This window comes from Streptomyces sp. NPDC088762 (assembly GCF_044750905.1).
Taxonomy (GTDB): domain Bacteria; phylum Actinomycetota; class Actinomycetes; order Streptomycetales; family Streptomycetaceae; genus Streptomyces.
This window is the reverse complement of record NZ_JBIVKT010000005.1, coordinates 338,564-352,752: the sequence shown is the minus strand read 5'-3', so window position 1 is coordinate 352,752 and position 14,189 is coordinate 338,564. Positions and strand designations below refer to the sequence as shown.

Below are 14,189 nucleotides of genomic sequence, written 5' to 3'. Positions count from 1 at the left end.
TGATGGCGGTGGTCGCACGTCGCGCGCCAGGCACGCCGCACCGTGTGGGTGAACGCCCGGCGCCTGGCGAGTCGTCAGGAGAGCCGCACATGGGCCAGCATGGTGGCCCATCTGTCAGGCCCACCGGGAGATACGCATGAGCATGCTGATCAACAGCCCGCAGACCGTGGTCGCCGACGCCCTGCGGGGGATGGCGGCCGCCCATCCCGAGCTGGACGTCGACGTGGAACGCCGGGTGGTCGTACGGCGGGACGCGCGGGAGGGCGGGCGCGTCGGCCTGGTGTCCGGGGGCGGTTCCGGACACGAGCCGCTGCACGCCGGGTTCGTGGGGTACGGGATGCTGTCGGCCGCGTGTCCCGGGGAGGTGTTCACCTCTCCCGTGCCCGACCAGATGCTGTGGGCCGCCGCGGCCGTGGACGCCGGGCAGGGGGTGCTGTTCGTCGTCAAGAACTACACCGGGGACGTGCTGAACTTCGAGATGGCCGCCGAGCTCGCCGAGGAGGACGGCCTGCGGATCGAGCGGGTGCTGGTCAACGACGATGTGGCGGTCACCGACAGCGTGTACACCGCCGGGCGGCGCGGCACCGGAGCCACCCTGTTCGTCGAGAAGATCGCCGGGGCGGCCGCCGAGGAGGGCGCGCCGCTGGAGCGGGTCGCGGCGGTCGCCCGGCGGGTCAACGCGTGCTCGCGCAGCTTCGGGGTGGCCCTGAGCGCCTGCTCCACGCCCGCGAAGGGCGGTCCGACCTTCGATCTGCCGGCCGGGGAGCTGGAGCTGGGGGTCGGGATCCACGGCGAGCCGGGCCGGGAGCGGCGCGCGGTGATGCCGGCGCGGGAGATCGCGGAGGTCGCGGTGGGCGCCGTACTGGAGGAGCTGGCGGAGGTGGGGCCGGCCGACGGGCCGGTGCTGGCGCTGGTCAACGGGATGGGGGCCACGCCGCTGCTGGAGCTGTACGGGTTCCACGCGGAGGTGGCGCGCGTGCTGGGTGCCCGCGGCGTGCCGGTGGCGCGGGCGCTCGTCGGAAACTACGTCACCTCGCTGGACATGGCGGGGTGTTCGGTGACGCTGTGCCGCGCCGACGAGGAGCTGTTGCGGCTGTGGGACGCGCCCGTCCGGACGGCGGCGCTGCGCTGGGGGTAGGGGGTGTCCGTAAGGTTGCGGTGGGACTGGCCGTAGGTGCGAGGCGAGGAGATCCGGTGCGGGACGCAGACTTCTTCCGGCGGTGGATGGCGGCCGCCGCGGCCGCGGTGGAGCGCGAGGCGGACCGGCTGACCGAGCTCGACTCCCCCATCGGGGACGCCGACCACGGGAGCAATCTGCTGCGGGGCTTCACCGCCGTGCGCGCGGCTCTGGACGCACAGGCCCCGGCGGCACCCGGGGCGGTGCTCCAGCTCGCCGGGCGGACGCTGATCTCGACGGTCGGCGGCGCCTCGGGACCGCTGTACGGGACCTTGCTGCGGCGCACCGGCCGGGAACTCGGGGAGGCCGCCGAGGTCTCGGACGACGACCTGCGCAAGGCCCTGTACGCCGGGGTCGGCGCGGTGGCGCAGCTGGGCGGGGCGGCGCCGGGTGACAAGACGATGCTGGACGCCCTGGTGCCGGGGGTCGCCGCGCTGAGCACCTCGTACCGGGCGGCCGGGGACGCGGCGGAGAACGGGGCGATGGCGACGGTTCCGATGGTGGCGCGCAAGGGCCGGGCGAGCTACCTGGGCGAGCGGAGCGTCGGTCACCAGGACCCGGGCGCCACTTCGTCGGCGCTGCTGCTGGGGGCGCTGGCGGACGTCGCGGACGGCGTGCTGTGACGGGCGCGCAGGAGGGCGACGGCCTGGTCGGCATCGTGCTGGTGTCGCACAGCGCGTCGGTCGCCGCTTCTGTGGCGGAGCTGGCCAAGGGCTTGGCGGGGGGTGGCCCGATGGCCCCGGTGGCCGCGGCGGGCGGCACGGCCGACGGCGGCATCGGCACGAGCGCGGAGCTGATCGTCGCGGCCGCGCGGGAGGTGGACCGCGGCGCCGGGATCGCCCTGCTGGCGGACCTGGGAAGCTCGGTGCTCACGGTGAAGTCACTGCTGCTGGAGGACGAACTGCCGCCCGGCTCCCGGCTGGTGGACGCGCCGTTCGTGGAGGGCGCGGTGGCGGCGGTGGTCGCCGCCTCCGCGGGAGCCGCGCTGCCGGCGGTCGAATCGACCGCCGGCGAGGCGTACGCGTACCGCAAGGCCTGAGCGGGCCCGTAGCGCAGGCGCCGGCCAGGGTCAGCGCCCGCGGAGGGATTCGATCTCGCGGCGTTCGCGCTTCGTCGGGCGGCCCGCTCCGCGGTCGCGGATGCCCACCACGGCGGCCTCGATGGGCGTGGGCGGCGGAGGACTCTTGTCGATGAGGCATTCGGCGGCGACCGGAGCCCCCACCCTCTTCGACACGGGCCGGCGGACGACGACGATCCGCTCTCGCCCCGCGTGGAAGAGCCGTACCTCGTCGCCCGCGCGCACCGGCTGCGCCGGCTTGGCCCGCTCCCCGTTGACCTTCACGTGGCCCGCCCGGCAGGCGGTGGCCGCGACCGAGCGGGTCTTCGTCAGGCGCACGGACCAGATCCACGCGTCCACCCGCACGGTGCCCGTTTCCGTTCCCGTTACGTCTTCTGCCATGTCCCCGACTCTAGCGAGCGGGGCGTGGGAAAGCGGAACGACTTTTGGGGGATTGAACAAGAGGGGCAGCACTTGCCACGTATACCAACCCAAGAGAATTGCAAATGCGCCAAGCTTGGCCCTACCTTGTCGCACATGCAGTCCCGCTCCGCCCGTCACCGGCGCGGGTCGCCCGCCCGGGCGGAACCGGCACCCGCCGTCCGCAGACCCGACCGAGGAGCTCCGCCCATGTCCCTGAACGCGTCCCGCCGCCGCGCCGCCGCCGCGCTGACCGCCGCTCTCCTGGTCCCGCTGACCGCCTGCGGCAACAGCGGCGACGGCGAGAAGAAGGGCGGGGCCGGCGCTTCCTCCTCCGCGTCCGCCGAGCCCAAGGCCGTGAACCTCACGGTCCTCGCCGCCTCCTCCCTCACCGACGTGTTCAACGCGGCGGGTGCGGCGTACGAGAAGTCCCACCCGGGTACGAAGATCACCTTCTCCTACGCCGGTTCGCAGGAGCTCGCGGCGCAGGTCAAGCAGGGCGCGCCCGCCGACGCCCTGGCCACGGCCGACACGAAGACCATGGACGGTCTGCGGGCCGAGACCGGCGAGGCCAAGGTCATCGCCAAGAACCGCCTGGTCATCGCCACCGGCAAGGGCAACCCCTTCAAGGTCGACGACCTCAAGGACCTGGCCGACGGCAAGATCAAGGTCGTGCTCGCCGCGCCGGAGGTCCCGGTCGGCCGGTACAGCAGGGAAATCCTGGACAAGCAGGGCGTCACGGTGAAGCCCGTGTCCCAGGAGCCGAACGTCCGGGCCGTCCTGAGCAAGGTCGAGCTGGGTGAGGCCGATGCCGGTCTCGTCTACAAGACCGACTCCGCCAAGTCCGGTGACAAGGTCGCCGCCGTGGACATCCCGGACGACCAGAACGTGGTGGCCTCCTACCCGGCCGCCACGCTCAAGCAGTCCAAGAACGCCGCAGCCGCGGCCGCGTTCCTGGCCTGGCTGAGCACGCCCGAGGCGCAGAAGATCTTCCAGGAAGCGGGCTTCCAGCAGCCGTAGTCCTCGCCCTGCGTCCGGCACGCCGTGAGGGACTGCCCGGTCCGGGGGGACAGGCAGCCCCTCACGGCGTTCACGCGGGCCCGACCGTACGGAGAGGGCCGGCCCGGGGGCGCGCGGTGGACGCCGGACACGAGCCCCACGCCGTGGCCCGGCCCCACCGGCCACCGGCAGCCCGTACGTCGGCAGCCCCGGGCGGCACCCGCGTACGCTTCCCCCGCAGCCGCCCGCTCCCCCGCCCCGCCCGCCCCAGCCAGGAACCCCGATGAGCAGATTCCGCACCAGCACCCGGCCCCCCGTGACCCTGGCGCTCCCCGCGCTGCTCGCCGTCGCGTTCCTGCTGCTGCCGCTGATCGGCATCCTCGCCCGCACCCAGTGGGGCGAGCTCGGCACGCACCTCACCAGCCCCGGCGTGGTCCAGGCCCTGCGCCTCTCGCTCGTGGTGTCCCTGTGGGCCCTCGGCCTCTCGCTCCTGCTCGGCGTGCCCCTCGCCTGGCTGCTGGCCCGCGTGGAGTTCCCGGGCAAGGCCCTGGTCCGCTCGCTCGTGCTGCTCCCCATGGTGCTGCCGCCGACCGTGGGCGGTGTGGCCCTGCTGCTCGGCTTCGGCCGGCGCGGGCTGCTCGGGCCCTGGCTGGAGGACACGTTCGGGGTCACCCTGCCCTTCCACACCTCGGGCGCGGTCGTCGCGGCCACCTTCGTGGCCATGCCGTTCCTCGTCATCAGCCTGGAGGGCGCCCTCGGCGGCCTCCGGCAGAGCTACGAGGAGACCGCCGCCTCCCTCGGCGCCTCGCCGGTCCGCGTGTTCTTCACCGTGACCCTGCCCATGGTGGCCCCGGGCCTGGTCGCCGGAGCCGCCCTGACCTGGGCCCGCGCGCTCGGCGAGTTCGGCGCGACCATCACCTTCGCCGGCAATCTGCCCGGCACCACCCAGACCCTGCCGCTCCAGGTGTACCTGCTGCTCCAGGACCGGCCCGAGGCCGCCACCTCCGTCTCGCTGCTGCTCCTCGCCATCGCCATGGCCGTACTCATCGCCCTGCGCGGCCGCTGGACGGGCGCCCCGGTCGCCCGCAGGGCCGCCGAGCCGGCGGCGGTGGCCGAGGAGAACGGCGCCCAGGACGTGGTCGCCGCGCCGGCGGCCGCGCCGCACGACTCCGGCCACTGGCCCCTGCACGCCACCGTCACCGGCTTCAACCGGCTCACCCTCGACGCCGAGCCCGGCACCACCATCGCCGTCGTCGGCGAGAACGGCGCCGGCAAGACCACCCTGCTGCGCGCCCTGCTCGGCCTGACCCCGAGGGCCCGCGCCGAGCTCAGGCTCGGCGACACCGACGTCACCGCGCTGCCCCCGCACAAGCGGCAGGTGGCCTGGGTCCCGCAGGACGGTGCGCTGTTCCCGCACCTGAGCGCCCTGGCCAACACGGCGTACGGGCTGCGTGCCCGCCGGGTGCCGCGCGCCGAGGCCCGCCGCGAGGCGCAGGCCTGGCTGGACCGGCTCGGGGTCGGGCACCTCGCCCAGCGCCGGCCGGCCCAGCTGTCCGGCGGGCAGGCCCAGCGCGTGGCCCTGGCCCGGGCCCTGGCCGCGCGCCCCCGGCTGCTGCTGCTCGACGAGCCGCTGGCCGCCCTCGACCAGACGACGCGGGCCCACGTCCGGCACACGCTGCGCACGCATCTGGCCGGCTTCGGCGGGGTCTGCCTCATCGTCACGCACGACCCCGTCGAGGCGGTGTCGCTGGCCGACCGGGTCCTCGTACTGGCCGACGGGCAGACCCTCCAGGACGCGCCGCCCGCCGAGGTGACCCGGCATCCGCGCTCCCCGTGGGTGGCCCGGATGCTCGGGCGCAACGCCTGGCCGGGCACCGCGTCGGCCGACGGGCTGGCCCTCGCCGCCGGGGGGCGGCTGGTGGTCGCCGAGGCGCTGCCCGAGGGCGCTCAGGCGCTGGCGATCATCGCCCCGGAGGCGGTCTCGGTGCACCGGAGGCAGCCGGACGGCAGCCCCCGCAACGTCTGGCGGGGCACCGTACGGGAGATCACCGCGGTCGGCAGCCGGCTGCGCGTGCTGATCGCCCCGGCCGGGGCCCCCGACCTGGTCGCGGAGATCACCCCGGAGGCGGCGGCCGAGCTGGGCCTCGTCGACGGCGCCGAGGTGTGGGCCAGCGTGAAGGCCACCGAGGTCACCCTCGTCCGCCTCTGAACCCAGTGCGGGGGGCGTTGTCAGACCCCTCGACTACGGTGCGGTCATGGCTGACTTCGTACTGGTGGCAGGTGCTTGGCTCGGATCGTGGGCGTGGGACGCGGTGGCGCCGCGGCTGCGCGCCGCCGGCCACGGCGCACATCCCCTGACCCTCTCCGGCGTGGCCGAGCGGCGGTCCGTGCCGGCCGGGCAGCAGACCCACGTCCAGGACATCGTGGGCGAGATCGAGCGGCTCGATCTGCGCGAGGTCGTGCTGGTCGGGCACAGCTACGCGGGCATACCGGTCGGCCAGGCCGCCGAGCGCATCGGCGACCGGCTGGCCCGGGTGGTCTTCGTGGACGCGAGCATCCCGGCCGACGGAGAGTCGTTCGTCTCGACGTGGTGGGAGGGACCGGAGAAGCTGGCGGCCGAGATATCCGGCAACGGCGGTTTCTGGGCTCCGCTGACCGCGTCCGACTGCGAGGGCCAGGACCTGGGCGCCGAGGAGATCGCGCGGATGCTCGCCGGTGCCACCCCGCACCCGGGTGCCTCGCTGTCCGAGCCGGCCGTCCTGGCCCGCTCCCTCGGCGGACTCCCGGCGACGTACGTCAAGTGTCTGCTCGACGGCCCCGAGCCGACGGGGGACGTGGCCCGGCTGCTGGCCGGCGGGAACTGGCGGCTGGTCGAGATGGACACCGGTCACTGGCCGATGTTCTCGCGGCCGGAGGACCTGGCGGAGATCCTCCTCGCCGCGGCCGCTTCCTGACCCGGGCCGGCCGGAACGCGGGGCGGCGGGCGCGGGGCTGACGTGCTCCTCGGTCAGGCGGGCGCCGGCGCCGGGGCGGCCGCGGCGAATTCGCACCACACGCATTTGCCGCCGCCCCGGGGTTCCACGCCCCATGCGTCCGAGAGGTTGTCCACCAGCATCAGGCCGCGGCCCGACACCGCCCAGTCCCCGGCTTCGCGCGGCCGGGGCAGGGCGCTGCTGGAGTCCTCGACCTCGATGCGGATCCGCCCCTCCGCCGTCAGCCGCATGCTGACCTGGCCGCCGCCCTCCGTGTGGACCAGGGCGTTGGTCATCAGCTCGTCCGCGGCCAGTTCGATCTCGTCGGCCCTGTCCCGCGCTCCCCAGGCCGCGACGGCCGCCCGGATCAGGTGGCGCGCCATCGCCGGGGCCTCCGGGTCGCCCGGTTCCAGCCGCTGGCGCAGCGGGCCGCCGCCGCGCGCGGCGGGGGTACCGCGGCGGCGCAGGACCAGCAGGGCCATGTCGTCCCCGCCGCCCGAGTCGCCGACGAGGTCGCACAGCACGTCGGCGAGTTCCTGCACGTCGACCGGGCCGCCGTGGACCGCGGTGATCAGCTCCCGCAGGCCGGTGTCGGGGTCCTCACCGGGCCGTTCGATCAGCCCGTCGGTGCACAGCAGCAGGGTGTCGCCCGGGTGGAGTTCGAGGCTGGTGACCGGGTAGCCGGTGCCCGTGTCCGCGGCCGTACCCGCACCGGAGGGGTCTCGGTGGGGCAGCCCGAGCGGGAGACCGCCCGCCACCTGGATCCGGTGGACGCTGCCGTCGCCGCGCCGCAGGAGGGGGTCCAGGTGGCCGGCGCGGACCAGGCGGAGCATCCCGGTGGTGAGGTCCACCTCGGCGTACGTACAGGTGGCGAACCGTTCCGTCTCCAGGTCGCGAAGGAAGGCCGACGCCCGCGCCATCGCCGTGCCGGGAGTGTGCCCCTCGGCCACGTACGCCCGCAGCGCGATGCGCAGCTGCCCCATGACGGCGGCCGCGTCCGTGTCGTGCCCCTCCACGTCGCCGATCATCACCCCGACCCGGCCCTCGCCGAGCGGGATCACGTCGTACCAGTCGCCGCCGACGTCCCGTCCCATCCGGGCGGACCGGTACCGTACGGCGATCCGCACGCCCGGCACCTCCGGGATCCGGCGGGGCAGCATGGCCCGCTGGAGCCCTTCCGCGAGGTCGTGCTCCTGCTCGAAGAGAATGGCCCGCTGCAGGCTCTGCGCGATGCCGCTGCCGAGCGCCATCAGCAGGTTCCGCTCCTCGTCCGTGAACTCGCCCTCCCGGGCGTAGAGCAGCCCGAGCGCGCCGATGGGCCTGCCCTGGGCTATCAGCGGCAGGTAGACCCCGCTGCGGACGGACAGCGGCTCGATGTACGGCCACAGCCGCGGATAGCGGACCTGGAACTCCTCCCGCGAGGCGAGGTAGACGGGCTGCATGGTGCGCACGGCCTCGCTCATCGGGAACTGCGCGTCGATCCTGGTGTACTCGATCTCGGGCACGTACGCGCCGAGCTGCCCCTCCGCGACCAGGTGGATGCGGCCCCCGTCGACGATGCCGAGCATCACGCTGACGGCGCCGAGGTGGCCGAGGGCCTGCGGGTCCTTGAGGATGTCGGTCACGTCGTTGACGGTGCGGGCGTGGGCGAGGATGGCCGTCGTCCGCTCGACGACTCCGGTCATCCGGCGCCTGCCCTCGGCCTGTTCCCCGGCGGCCCCCGCCGCCCCGGGTTCGCCGGGGTCGTGGGCGGCGTCGCGGAGGATGCCGATGACGCGGTACGGGCGACCCCGCCGGTCCCGCACGATGTGCCCCTGGATGTGGGTCCAGGCCGGTGTCCCGTCCCGGCGGCGGCTGCGCACGTAGGCGCCGTAGTGGCTGCGGCCGTCCTTGAGCGCCTGCGCGACCCGGGCGTCGAGCCGGGCCGCCTCGGCGGGCGCGAGGCGCGCCCGCAGCCCCTCGGACGTTCCGGTGAACTCGTCCGGGCGCAGGTCGAGGACCTCGAGGGCGGTCGGGTCCAGGTGCAGGCGCCCGCTCTCGAGGTCCCAGTCGAAGGTCCCCATGCGGTTGAGCGCAAGGCTCGTATCCGGCCGCGCGGGCCAGTCGACCTCGGGGTTCCGTCCCCTCAGGGCCATGCAGCCAGGGTCTCACTCCCGCCCGCCGGTGTCCCTGCGGGAGGGGCCGGACCCGGAAAACGGGCCCGCCCGGCGGCCCCCGGGACGCCCCGGCAGCCGCGTCCGGGGCTGCGGTTGCCGCGCGTACGGCCCGAGGGGGTGGGGCGGGGGCGGGGCGGGCCCGTCAGGGCCGGTCGGCCGCGGTCGCGTCGTGGACCAACAGGGCGATCTGGACACGGTTGTTGAGGTCCAGCCGGGTCAGGATCCGCGACACGTGCGTCTTCACCGTCGGCAGCGCGAGGTGCAGTTCCCGCGCGATCTCCGCGTTGGACAGGCCGCGCCCGACCGCCAGGGCCACCTCCCGCTCGCGTCCGGCCAGCAGTTCCAGCCGCGCGCGGGCGGTGGCCGCCCGGGTGTCCTGCCCCGAGCCGCCCGCCACCTGGGCCATCAGGCGGCGGGTGACCGCCGGGGACAGTACCGGGTCCCCGGCGGCCACCGTCCGGATCGCCGTCACGATCTCGGGCGGCGGGGTGTCCTTGAGGAGGAACCCGGCCGCGCCCGCGCGCAGCGCCCGCAGGACGTGCGCGTCGGTGTGGAAGGTGGTGAGGACCAGCACCTCCGGCGCGCCGGGCCGGGCCCGGAGCGCCTCGGTGGCCGCCAGCCCGTCGACGCCCGGCATGCGGATGTCCATCAGGACCAGGTCGGGACGCAGCTCGGCCACGAGTGCGGGCACCTCGGCCCCGTCGGCGGCCTGCCCGACGAGCTCGATGTCCGGGGCGCCGCCCAGCATCAGGCTCAGTCCGGCCCGGACGATCGCGTCGTCGTCGACCAGCAGTACCCGGATCACCGGCCCCCCTTTCCTCAGCCCTGCCAGGGTAGCCAGGCGTGCACCCGGAACCCGCCGTCCGAGGGGCCGGCCGTGAGCTCGCCGCCCGCCAGCCTGGCCCGCTCGGCCAGGCCGATGAGCCCCTGTCCGCCGCCCTCGCCGATCCCGGGATCCGGTCGGGGCGGCCGGGGCGGGCGGGCGTTGCGGACTTCCACCGTCAGCCCGTCCGCCGGGCGCCCGGCCACCGTCACCTCGACCGCCGCCCCGGGGGCGTGCCTGCGTACGTTGGTCAGCGCCTCCTGCACGATCCGGTACGCCGTACGCCCGGCCAGCGGCGACGGCGCGGGCGCCGCGCCGGCCGGCCCCGTCAGCCCGCTCAGCCCCGTCAGCCCGATGCGGCCGCCCGCGGCCCGGGCCTCCGCCACCAGCCGTTCCAGGTCGGCCAGTTCGGGCTGCGGGCGGTCGTCCGCCGCCTCCTTCCCCGATCCGGTCCGCAGGACCCCGATCACCTCGCGCAGATCGTGCAGGGCCAGGTGGGCGCTCTCCCTGATGACCCCGGCGGCCCGCGCGATCTCCGCCGGCGGGGCGCCCGGGTGGTACTCCAGGGCGCCCGCGTGCACGCTCAGCAGCGAGAGCCGGTGCCCGAGCACGTCGTGCATCTCGCGGGCGATCTCCTCGCGCGCCTCCATGCGCGCCCGCTCGGCGCGTGACTCGGCGTCCGCCTCGGCCAGTTCGGCGCGCTCCCGCAGCGAGGCGATGAGCTGCTGCCGGGAGCGCCGGAACAGTCCCCACCCGATGGACCCGGCGATCAGGGCGAAATACGTCACCGCCGGCCCCGCCCGGTCCTCGGCCATGTCCGGCAGCTGCCACAGGAAGACCGGCAGCGGGGCGAACGCCAGCGCCGCCACCCACCCCGTGACCCGCCACGGCCGGGTCGCGGCGACCGTGAACACCGCCACCATCGAGGGGCCGGTCAGATAGTGCGCCACGCTTCCCGCGAGCAGCAGTGCCACCGCCAGCTGCACGGGCAGGCGCCTGCGCAGCAGGAGCACCGCGCAGCCGAGCCCGCCGGCCACCTGGTCGGCGGCCCGCCACGCCGGACCGAGGGTCTCCGACACCGGAACGGACCGTGAACTGATGGCGGCGAAGCAGGCCGCGAAGAGGAGGAGCCCCAGGTCGGCGGCCCAGTCGCGGCGGGTGCGGTGGACGCGGTGGAAGTGGCGCATGGAGGGGAAATCTACGCGGGCCCCGGCCCGGGCCCGGGCTCCGCGCGGCGATTGAATACTTAAGTACGACACCCGGACATCCAACGGCCGATCCGCCGCCCGGCGCGGCCCGCCTACGGTCGGACCATGACCTCAAGCACCCAAAAGTCCCCCGTGGCCGCCGTGTCGGGCCTGCTCTGCTTCGTCCTCGTCGTCGGCGGCGCGAGCGGACTGCTGCACGAGTGGTTCGGCTGGATCCGCTTCATGGGTTTCGTCCGCTTCCTCGCCCCCGAGGGCTACGAGACGTACAGCTACGTCGTCATGGTCGTCCTCGGCCTCGCCGTGGGCGTGGCGGGCGACGCGATCTCCCGGCACCGGCGCGTCTAGGAGGTGCCGAAGTCCCGGTCCGCCGGAAGGGCTCGGCACGCACGGGCACCTCACTCTCGCCGCGCGGGAAGAGTGAGGTGCTTGCGCGGTTCGCCTACTCGGTGTCGTTGCCGGGAGGAACGGGCTCCTCCGGCGGCTGCTCGGGCTCCGGCTGTTCCTGCTCCGGCTGTTCCTGCTCCGGTTGTTCCTGCCCCGGAGGCGAGGGCTGCGGCTCGGGCTCGTTGGCCGTGCGCTCCGGTACCTGCGGAGACGGGGGCGGGACGATCAGGGCCGACGGCGACGGCTCCAGGAACCGGGGCGAGGCCGAGGGCGACTCGCCCTTGACTTCCTTCGAAGGCGAGACCGGCGGGGATTCAGGCGGTGACTCCGAGGGCGATACCGGCGGCGACTCGGGCGGTGACTCCGACGGGGACTCCGAGGACGATGCCGGCGGCGACTCGGGCGGTGACTCCGACGGGGACTCCGAGGGCGATACCGGCGGGGACTTCGACGGCGGCTCCGAAGGCGATACCGGCGGGGACTTCGAAGACGACTCCGAAGGCGAAACCGGCGGGGACTTCGAAGACGACTCCGAAGGCGAAACCGGCGGGGACTTCGACGGCGACACCGAGGCCGATCCCGACACGGTCTTCGAGTTCGTGGGCGACACGGTCGCGGTCGGCGTCTTGGGCGTGCCGGTCGGGAACACGGTCGTCGTGACCGGCGGCGTCGGGAACACCGGCGGCGGCACCCGCTTGTCGCGCTTGCCGCGGTGGTCACCGCGGGGGCGCTCGTACCAGTGCCGGTTGTGGGGGTCGTAGATCACGAACACGTTCACGACGGTCACCGACGGCGCGACGACCACCACCCGCGACGGCTGGTACGAGTTCCACGTCTGGCCGTACCGCTTCGGGTTGGCCTTGAGCGCCACGGGCGGGCCCAGCGGGTTCCCGCACGCGCAGCGCACCCGCGGCACCCCGCGGTCGTCCACGAGCACGGCCGTCCCGGCCTGGAGCACGGCCTGGTAGGGGGTGCCCCGGTCGTTCTGGAAGCGGTGGTTCGTGACGCGGGTGTCCATCCGCAGCTGCACGGGGGTGAGCGAGCGGAGGTAGCCGGGCACGCCGGCCGGCTGGATGCCGAGGGACGAGGCGAAGGCGCTGTTCTTCGCGGGCTGCGCGGACAGCGCCCTGACCTGCTTCTCGACGTCGCAGCTGGGGGCGTTCTGCGTGCCCGTGTAGACGCCCGGCGAGGCCCCGCTGACGCTCCGGGTGGCCGTCTGGGTGCCGGTGGTCGCCGGGGCCGTGGTCGGCGCCGTGCCCTTGGTGGCGCTGGCGGGCGGCGGCGGGGTCTCCGGCAGCGGCTTGGCCTGCTCCGCCACGGTGGACTCGGTGAACGGGTCCGGGCCCGAGGCGGCCACCGGCTGGAGGAACACCTCACCGCCGGCCTGGTCCTTGCCGCTGGGCCGGGTCAGCACCACGGCCAGGGCAACGGCCGCCACCACCGCGACGAGCGCGGTGACGAGCCGGGGTACGGATCGCCACCACGGGCCGCCGGACTTGCCCCCGCCGCCTGGCGGCGCGGGTGGTGGCGGCGGTGCAGGCGGCCCCTGCCGCCCGCCCGAAAGCGGGCCTGAGGGCGGCCCCGTGGGGCGTTCCGATGACGGTGGCTGATGCTGGGGCCGTGGGCGGTCCGGTTGGGTGCTCATGGGCTCTTCTTCCAGGCGCGGAAAGTCCCCTTGCGGACCATTGTGTGCGCCGTCCGGGTGGTGCCCGCAAGCCGAGGCTGCCTACGGTGAACCCGTGAGCCCAACTCCCCGGGGATGGCGGGACGCCCTCGTGGCGGTCGTGGCGGCTTTCGCGGTCATGACCGCGGTCGCCGCCGCCGGACTGGCGTTCGCCGGTGCGGGCGATCTGCCCGGCGGCGCCTTCCCGCACGTGGCGGCGGCCGTCGTCGTGATGGCGGCCGGCGGCTCGGTCGAACTGTCGGGCGACGCCGGTCTCCTCGCGGGGGCCGACGCGAGCCTGTCCGTGCTCCCGCTCTCGGTGAGTGTGGCCGGAGCCCTCACCGCCGGGTACTGCTTCCTGCGCCCCCTGCACAACCGGGCGGTCGCCCGGCCCCTCGAACTGCTGGCCCGTGCACTCCCGTTGGTGCTTCTGTGGCTCGTGACGCTCAGCGGGGCAGCGCTCCTCGCCCGCCAGACATTCGGCATCGTCACCAAGGACTCCCCCGTCGGGCGCATCGGCGAACTCCTGGACTCCGCGCCGACGGTGGGTTTCCGGGCCGACCTTCCCGGCACCCTGCTCTTCGGACTGCTGTGGATCCTGGGCATGTTGCTCATGTCCCTGCTGGTCTCCCGCCGCGCACCGCTGCCCGCCGGACTGGTGCGCTTCCATGCGGCCGTGCGCCCGGCGGCCTTCGCCGCGACCCTGCTGCTCCTCGCCTACGCCGGCCTCGGCCTCGGCGTCGGCCTGGTGGTGGCCGCCACCCAGGGCCACGGCGCCCGCACCCTGGCGGTGCTCCTGCTGGCGCTGCCGAACCTGGCCTGGCTCGCGCTCACCGTCGGCTTCGGCGGCGCCTGGGAGGGCAGGGTGGACGGCCCGTTCGGACTGCCGATGCCGCAGTTGCTGGACCGTGCGCTGCGCGGCCCCGACCTGTCCACGGTCGACGTGGCCTCCCTGGCGCGGCAGGACGCCCGGGCGTGGTGGCTGGTGGTCGTGGCCGCCGTCCTGCTGCTCGGCGCGGGCGTGCTGGCCGCCGTACGCTCCCCGGCGCACGTCCGCCCGTGGCAGCACGCGCTGCACTTCGGCGTGGCCCTGGCCCTGGCGGTGCTGACGGTCTGTCTGCTCGGCAGGGTCGAGGCGCAGTTCGGCCTGTCCCTGCTCGGCCTCGGCGACGGGGACGCCGTCGGCGGCAGGGCGCGGCTCACGCCCGTGCTGTGGCGTACGGTCGGCCTCGCCCTCCTGTGGGGTGCGGTGGCCGGGTTCCTGGGCGCCTTCGCGGCCCGCCCGCTCCGCCGCCGCGGCCGCGTCGACGGGCCCGCTGCGGGCTGACGT

12 protein-coding genes and 1 pseudogene are annotated in these 14,189 nt (G+C 75.0%); 8 read left to right on the top strand and 5 right to left on the bottom strand.

Going from position 1 to position 14,189, the window contains the following annotated elements:
- Positions 1–136 precede the first annotated feature (136 nt).
- From dhaK to ACIP5M_RS15790, 3 genes are read left to right on the top strand one after another with little or no spacing between them, the layout of a single operon-like run.
- Positions 137–1,138: a dihydroxyacetone kinase subunit DhaK gene (dhaK, locus tag ACIP5M_RS15800; protein WP_401197046.1), complete on the top strand. Its 1,002-nt coding sequence runs from the start codon at positions 137–139 to the stop codon at positions 1,136–1,138.
- 56 nt (positions 1,139–1,194) lie between these two features.
- A complete protein-coding gene (gene dhaL / locus ACIP5M_RS15795; protein WP_401197044.1) occupies positions 1,195–1,800 on the top strand; it encodes a dihydroxyacetone kinase subunit DhaL in 606 nt (201 codons plus the stop codon).
- Positions 1,797–2,216 carry a PTS-dependent dihydroxyacetone kinase phosphotransferase subunit DhaM gene (locus tag ACIP5M_RS15790; protein WP_401197042.1) on the top strand — a complete coding sequence of 140 codons (420 nt, stop codon included), beginning with the start codon at positions 1,797–1,799 and terminating at the stop codon, positions 2,214–2,216. Before dhaL ends, ACIP5M_RS15790 begins: the two co-directional genes overlap by 4 nt.
- A 30-nt stretch (positions 2,217–2,246) precedes the next feature.
- On the opposite strand, the gene ACIP5M_RS15785 is transcribed toward ACIP5M_RS15790, so the two are convergent.
- Entirely contained in the window at positions 2,247–2,636 is a 390-nt protein-coding gene (locus tag ACIP5M_RS15785; RefSeq protein ID WP_401197039.1) for an RNA-binding S4 domain-containing protein, read from the bottom strand.
- Between the two features lie 228 nt (positions 2,637–2,864).
- On the opposite strand from ACIP5M_RS15785, the gene modA reads away from it, so the two are divergent.
- The 3 genes from modA (at position 2,865) to ACIP5M_RS15770 (ending at position 6,607) form a co-directional block, all read left to right on the top strand.
- Positions 2,865–3,674: a molybdate ABC transporter substrate-binding protein gene (gene modA, locus ACIP5M_RS15780; protein WP_401197037.1), complete on the top strand. Its 810-nt coding sequence runs from the start codon at positions 2,865–2,867 to the stop codon at positions 3,672–3,674.
- 262 nt (positions 3,675–3,936) lie between these two features.
- Positions 3,937–5,862 carry an ABC transporter permease gene (locus ACIP5M_RS15775; RefSeq protein ID WP_401197035.1) on the top strand — a complete coding sequence of 642 codons (1,926 nt, stop codon included), beginning with the start codon at positions 3,937–3,939 and terminating at the stop codon, positions 5,860–5,862.
- Between the two features lie 46 nt (positions 5,863–5,908).
- Positions 5,909–6,607, top strand: a complete 699-nt coding sequence (locus tag ACIP5M_RS15770) for an alpha/beta fold hydrolase (RefSeq protein ID WP_401197033.1) — start codon at positions 5,909–5,911, stop codon at positions 6,605–6,607.
- A 53-nt stretch (positions 6,608–6,660) separates the two neighbouring features.
- On the opposite strand, the gene ACIP5M_RS15765 is transcribed toward ACIP5M_RS15770, so the two are convergent.
- From ACIP5M_RS15765 to ACIP5M_RS15755, 3 genes are all read right to left on the bottom strand, one after another.
- Positions 6,661–8,760, bottom strand: coding sequence for a SpoIIE family protein phosphatase (locus ACIP5M_RS15765; protein WP_401197030.1), 2,100 nt, complete (start codon positions 8,758–8,760; stop codon positions 6,661–6,663).
- A gap of 163 nt (positions 8,761–8,923) precedes the next feature.
- Positions 8,924–9,586, bottom strand: coding sequence for a response regulator (locus ACIP5M_RS15760; RefSeq protein ID WP_401197027.1), 663 nt, complete (start codon positions 9,584–9,586; stop codon positions 8,924–8,926).
- A 14-nt stretch (positions 9,587–9,600) separates the two neighbouring features.
- Complete coding sequence (locus tag ACIP5M_RS15755; RefSeq protein WP_401197025.1) at positions 9,601–10,791, bottom strand: sensor histidine kinase; 1,191 nt, start codon at positions 10,789–10,791, stop codon at positions 9,601–9,603.
- A 126-nt stretch (positions 10,792–10,917) separates the two neighbouring features.
- Here ACIP5M_RS15755 and ACIP5M_RS15750 point away from each other — a divergent pair, with 126 nt between their 5' ends.
- Positions 10,918–11,157 carry a hypothetical protein gene (locus ACIP5M_RS15750; RefSeq protein WP_401197024.1) on the top strand — a complete coding sequence of 80 codons (240 nt, stop codon included), beginning with the start codon at positions 10,918–10,920 and terminating at the stop codon, positions 11,155–11,157.
- Positions 11,158–11,515: 358 nt separating this feature from the next.
- Here ACIP5M_RS15750 and ACIP5M_RS15745 read toward each other — a convergent pair.
- A pseudogene (locus tag ACIP5M_RS15745) lies at positions 11,516–12,841 on the bottom strand (DUF6777 domain-containing protein); the annotation flags it as partial.
- Between the two features lie 94 nt (positions 12,842–12,935).
- On the opposite strand from ACIP5M_RS15745, the gene ACIP5M_RS15740 reads away from it, so the two are divergent.
- Complete coding sequence (locus ACIP5M_RS15740; protein ID WP_401197021.1) at positions 12,936–14,186, top strand: streptophobe family protein; 1,251 nt, start codon at positions 12,936–12,938, stop codon at positions 14,184–14,186.
- Positions 14,187–14,189 lie beyond the last annotated feature (3 nt).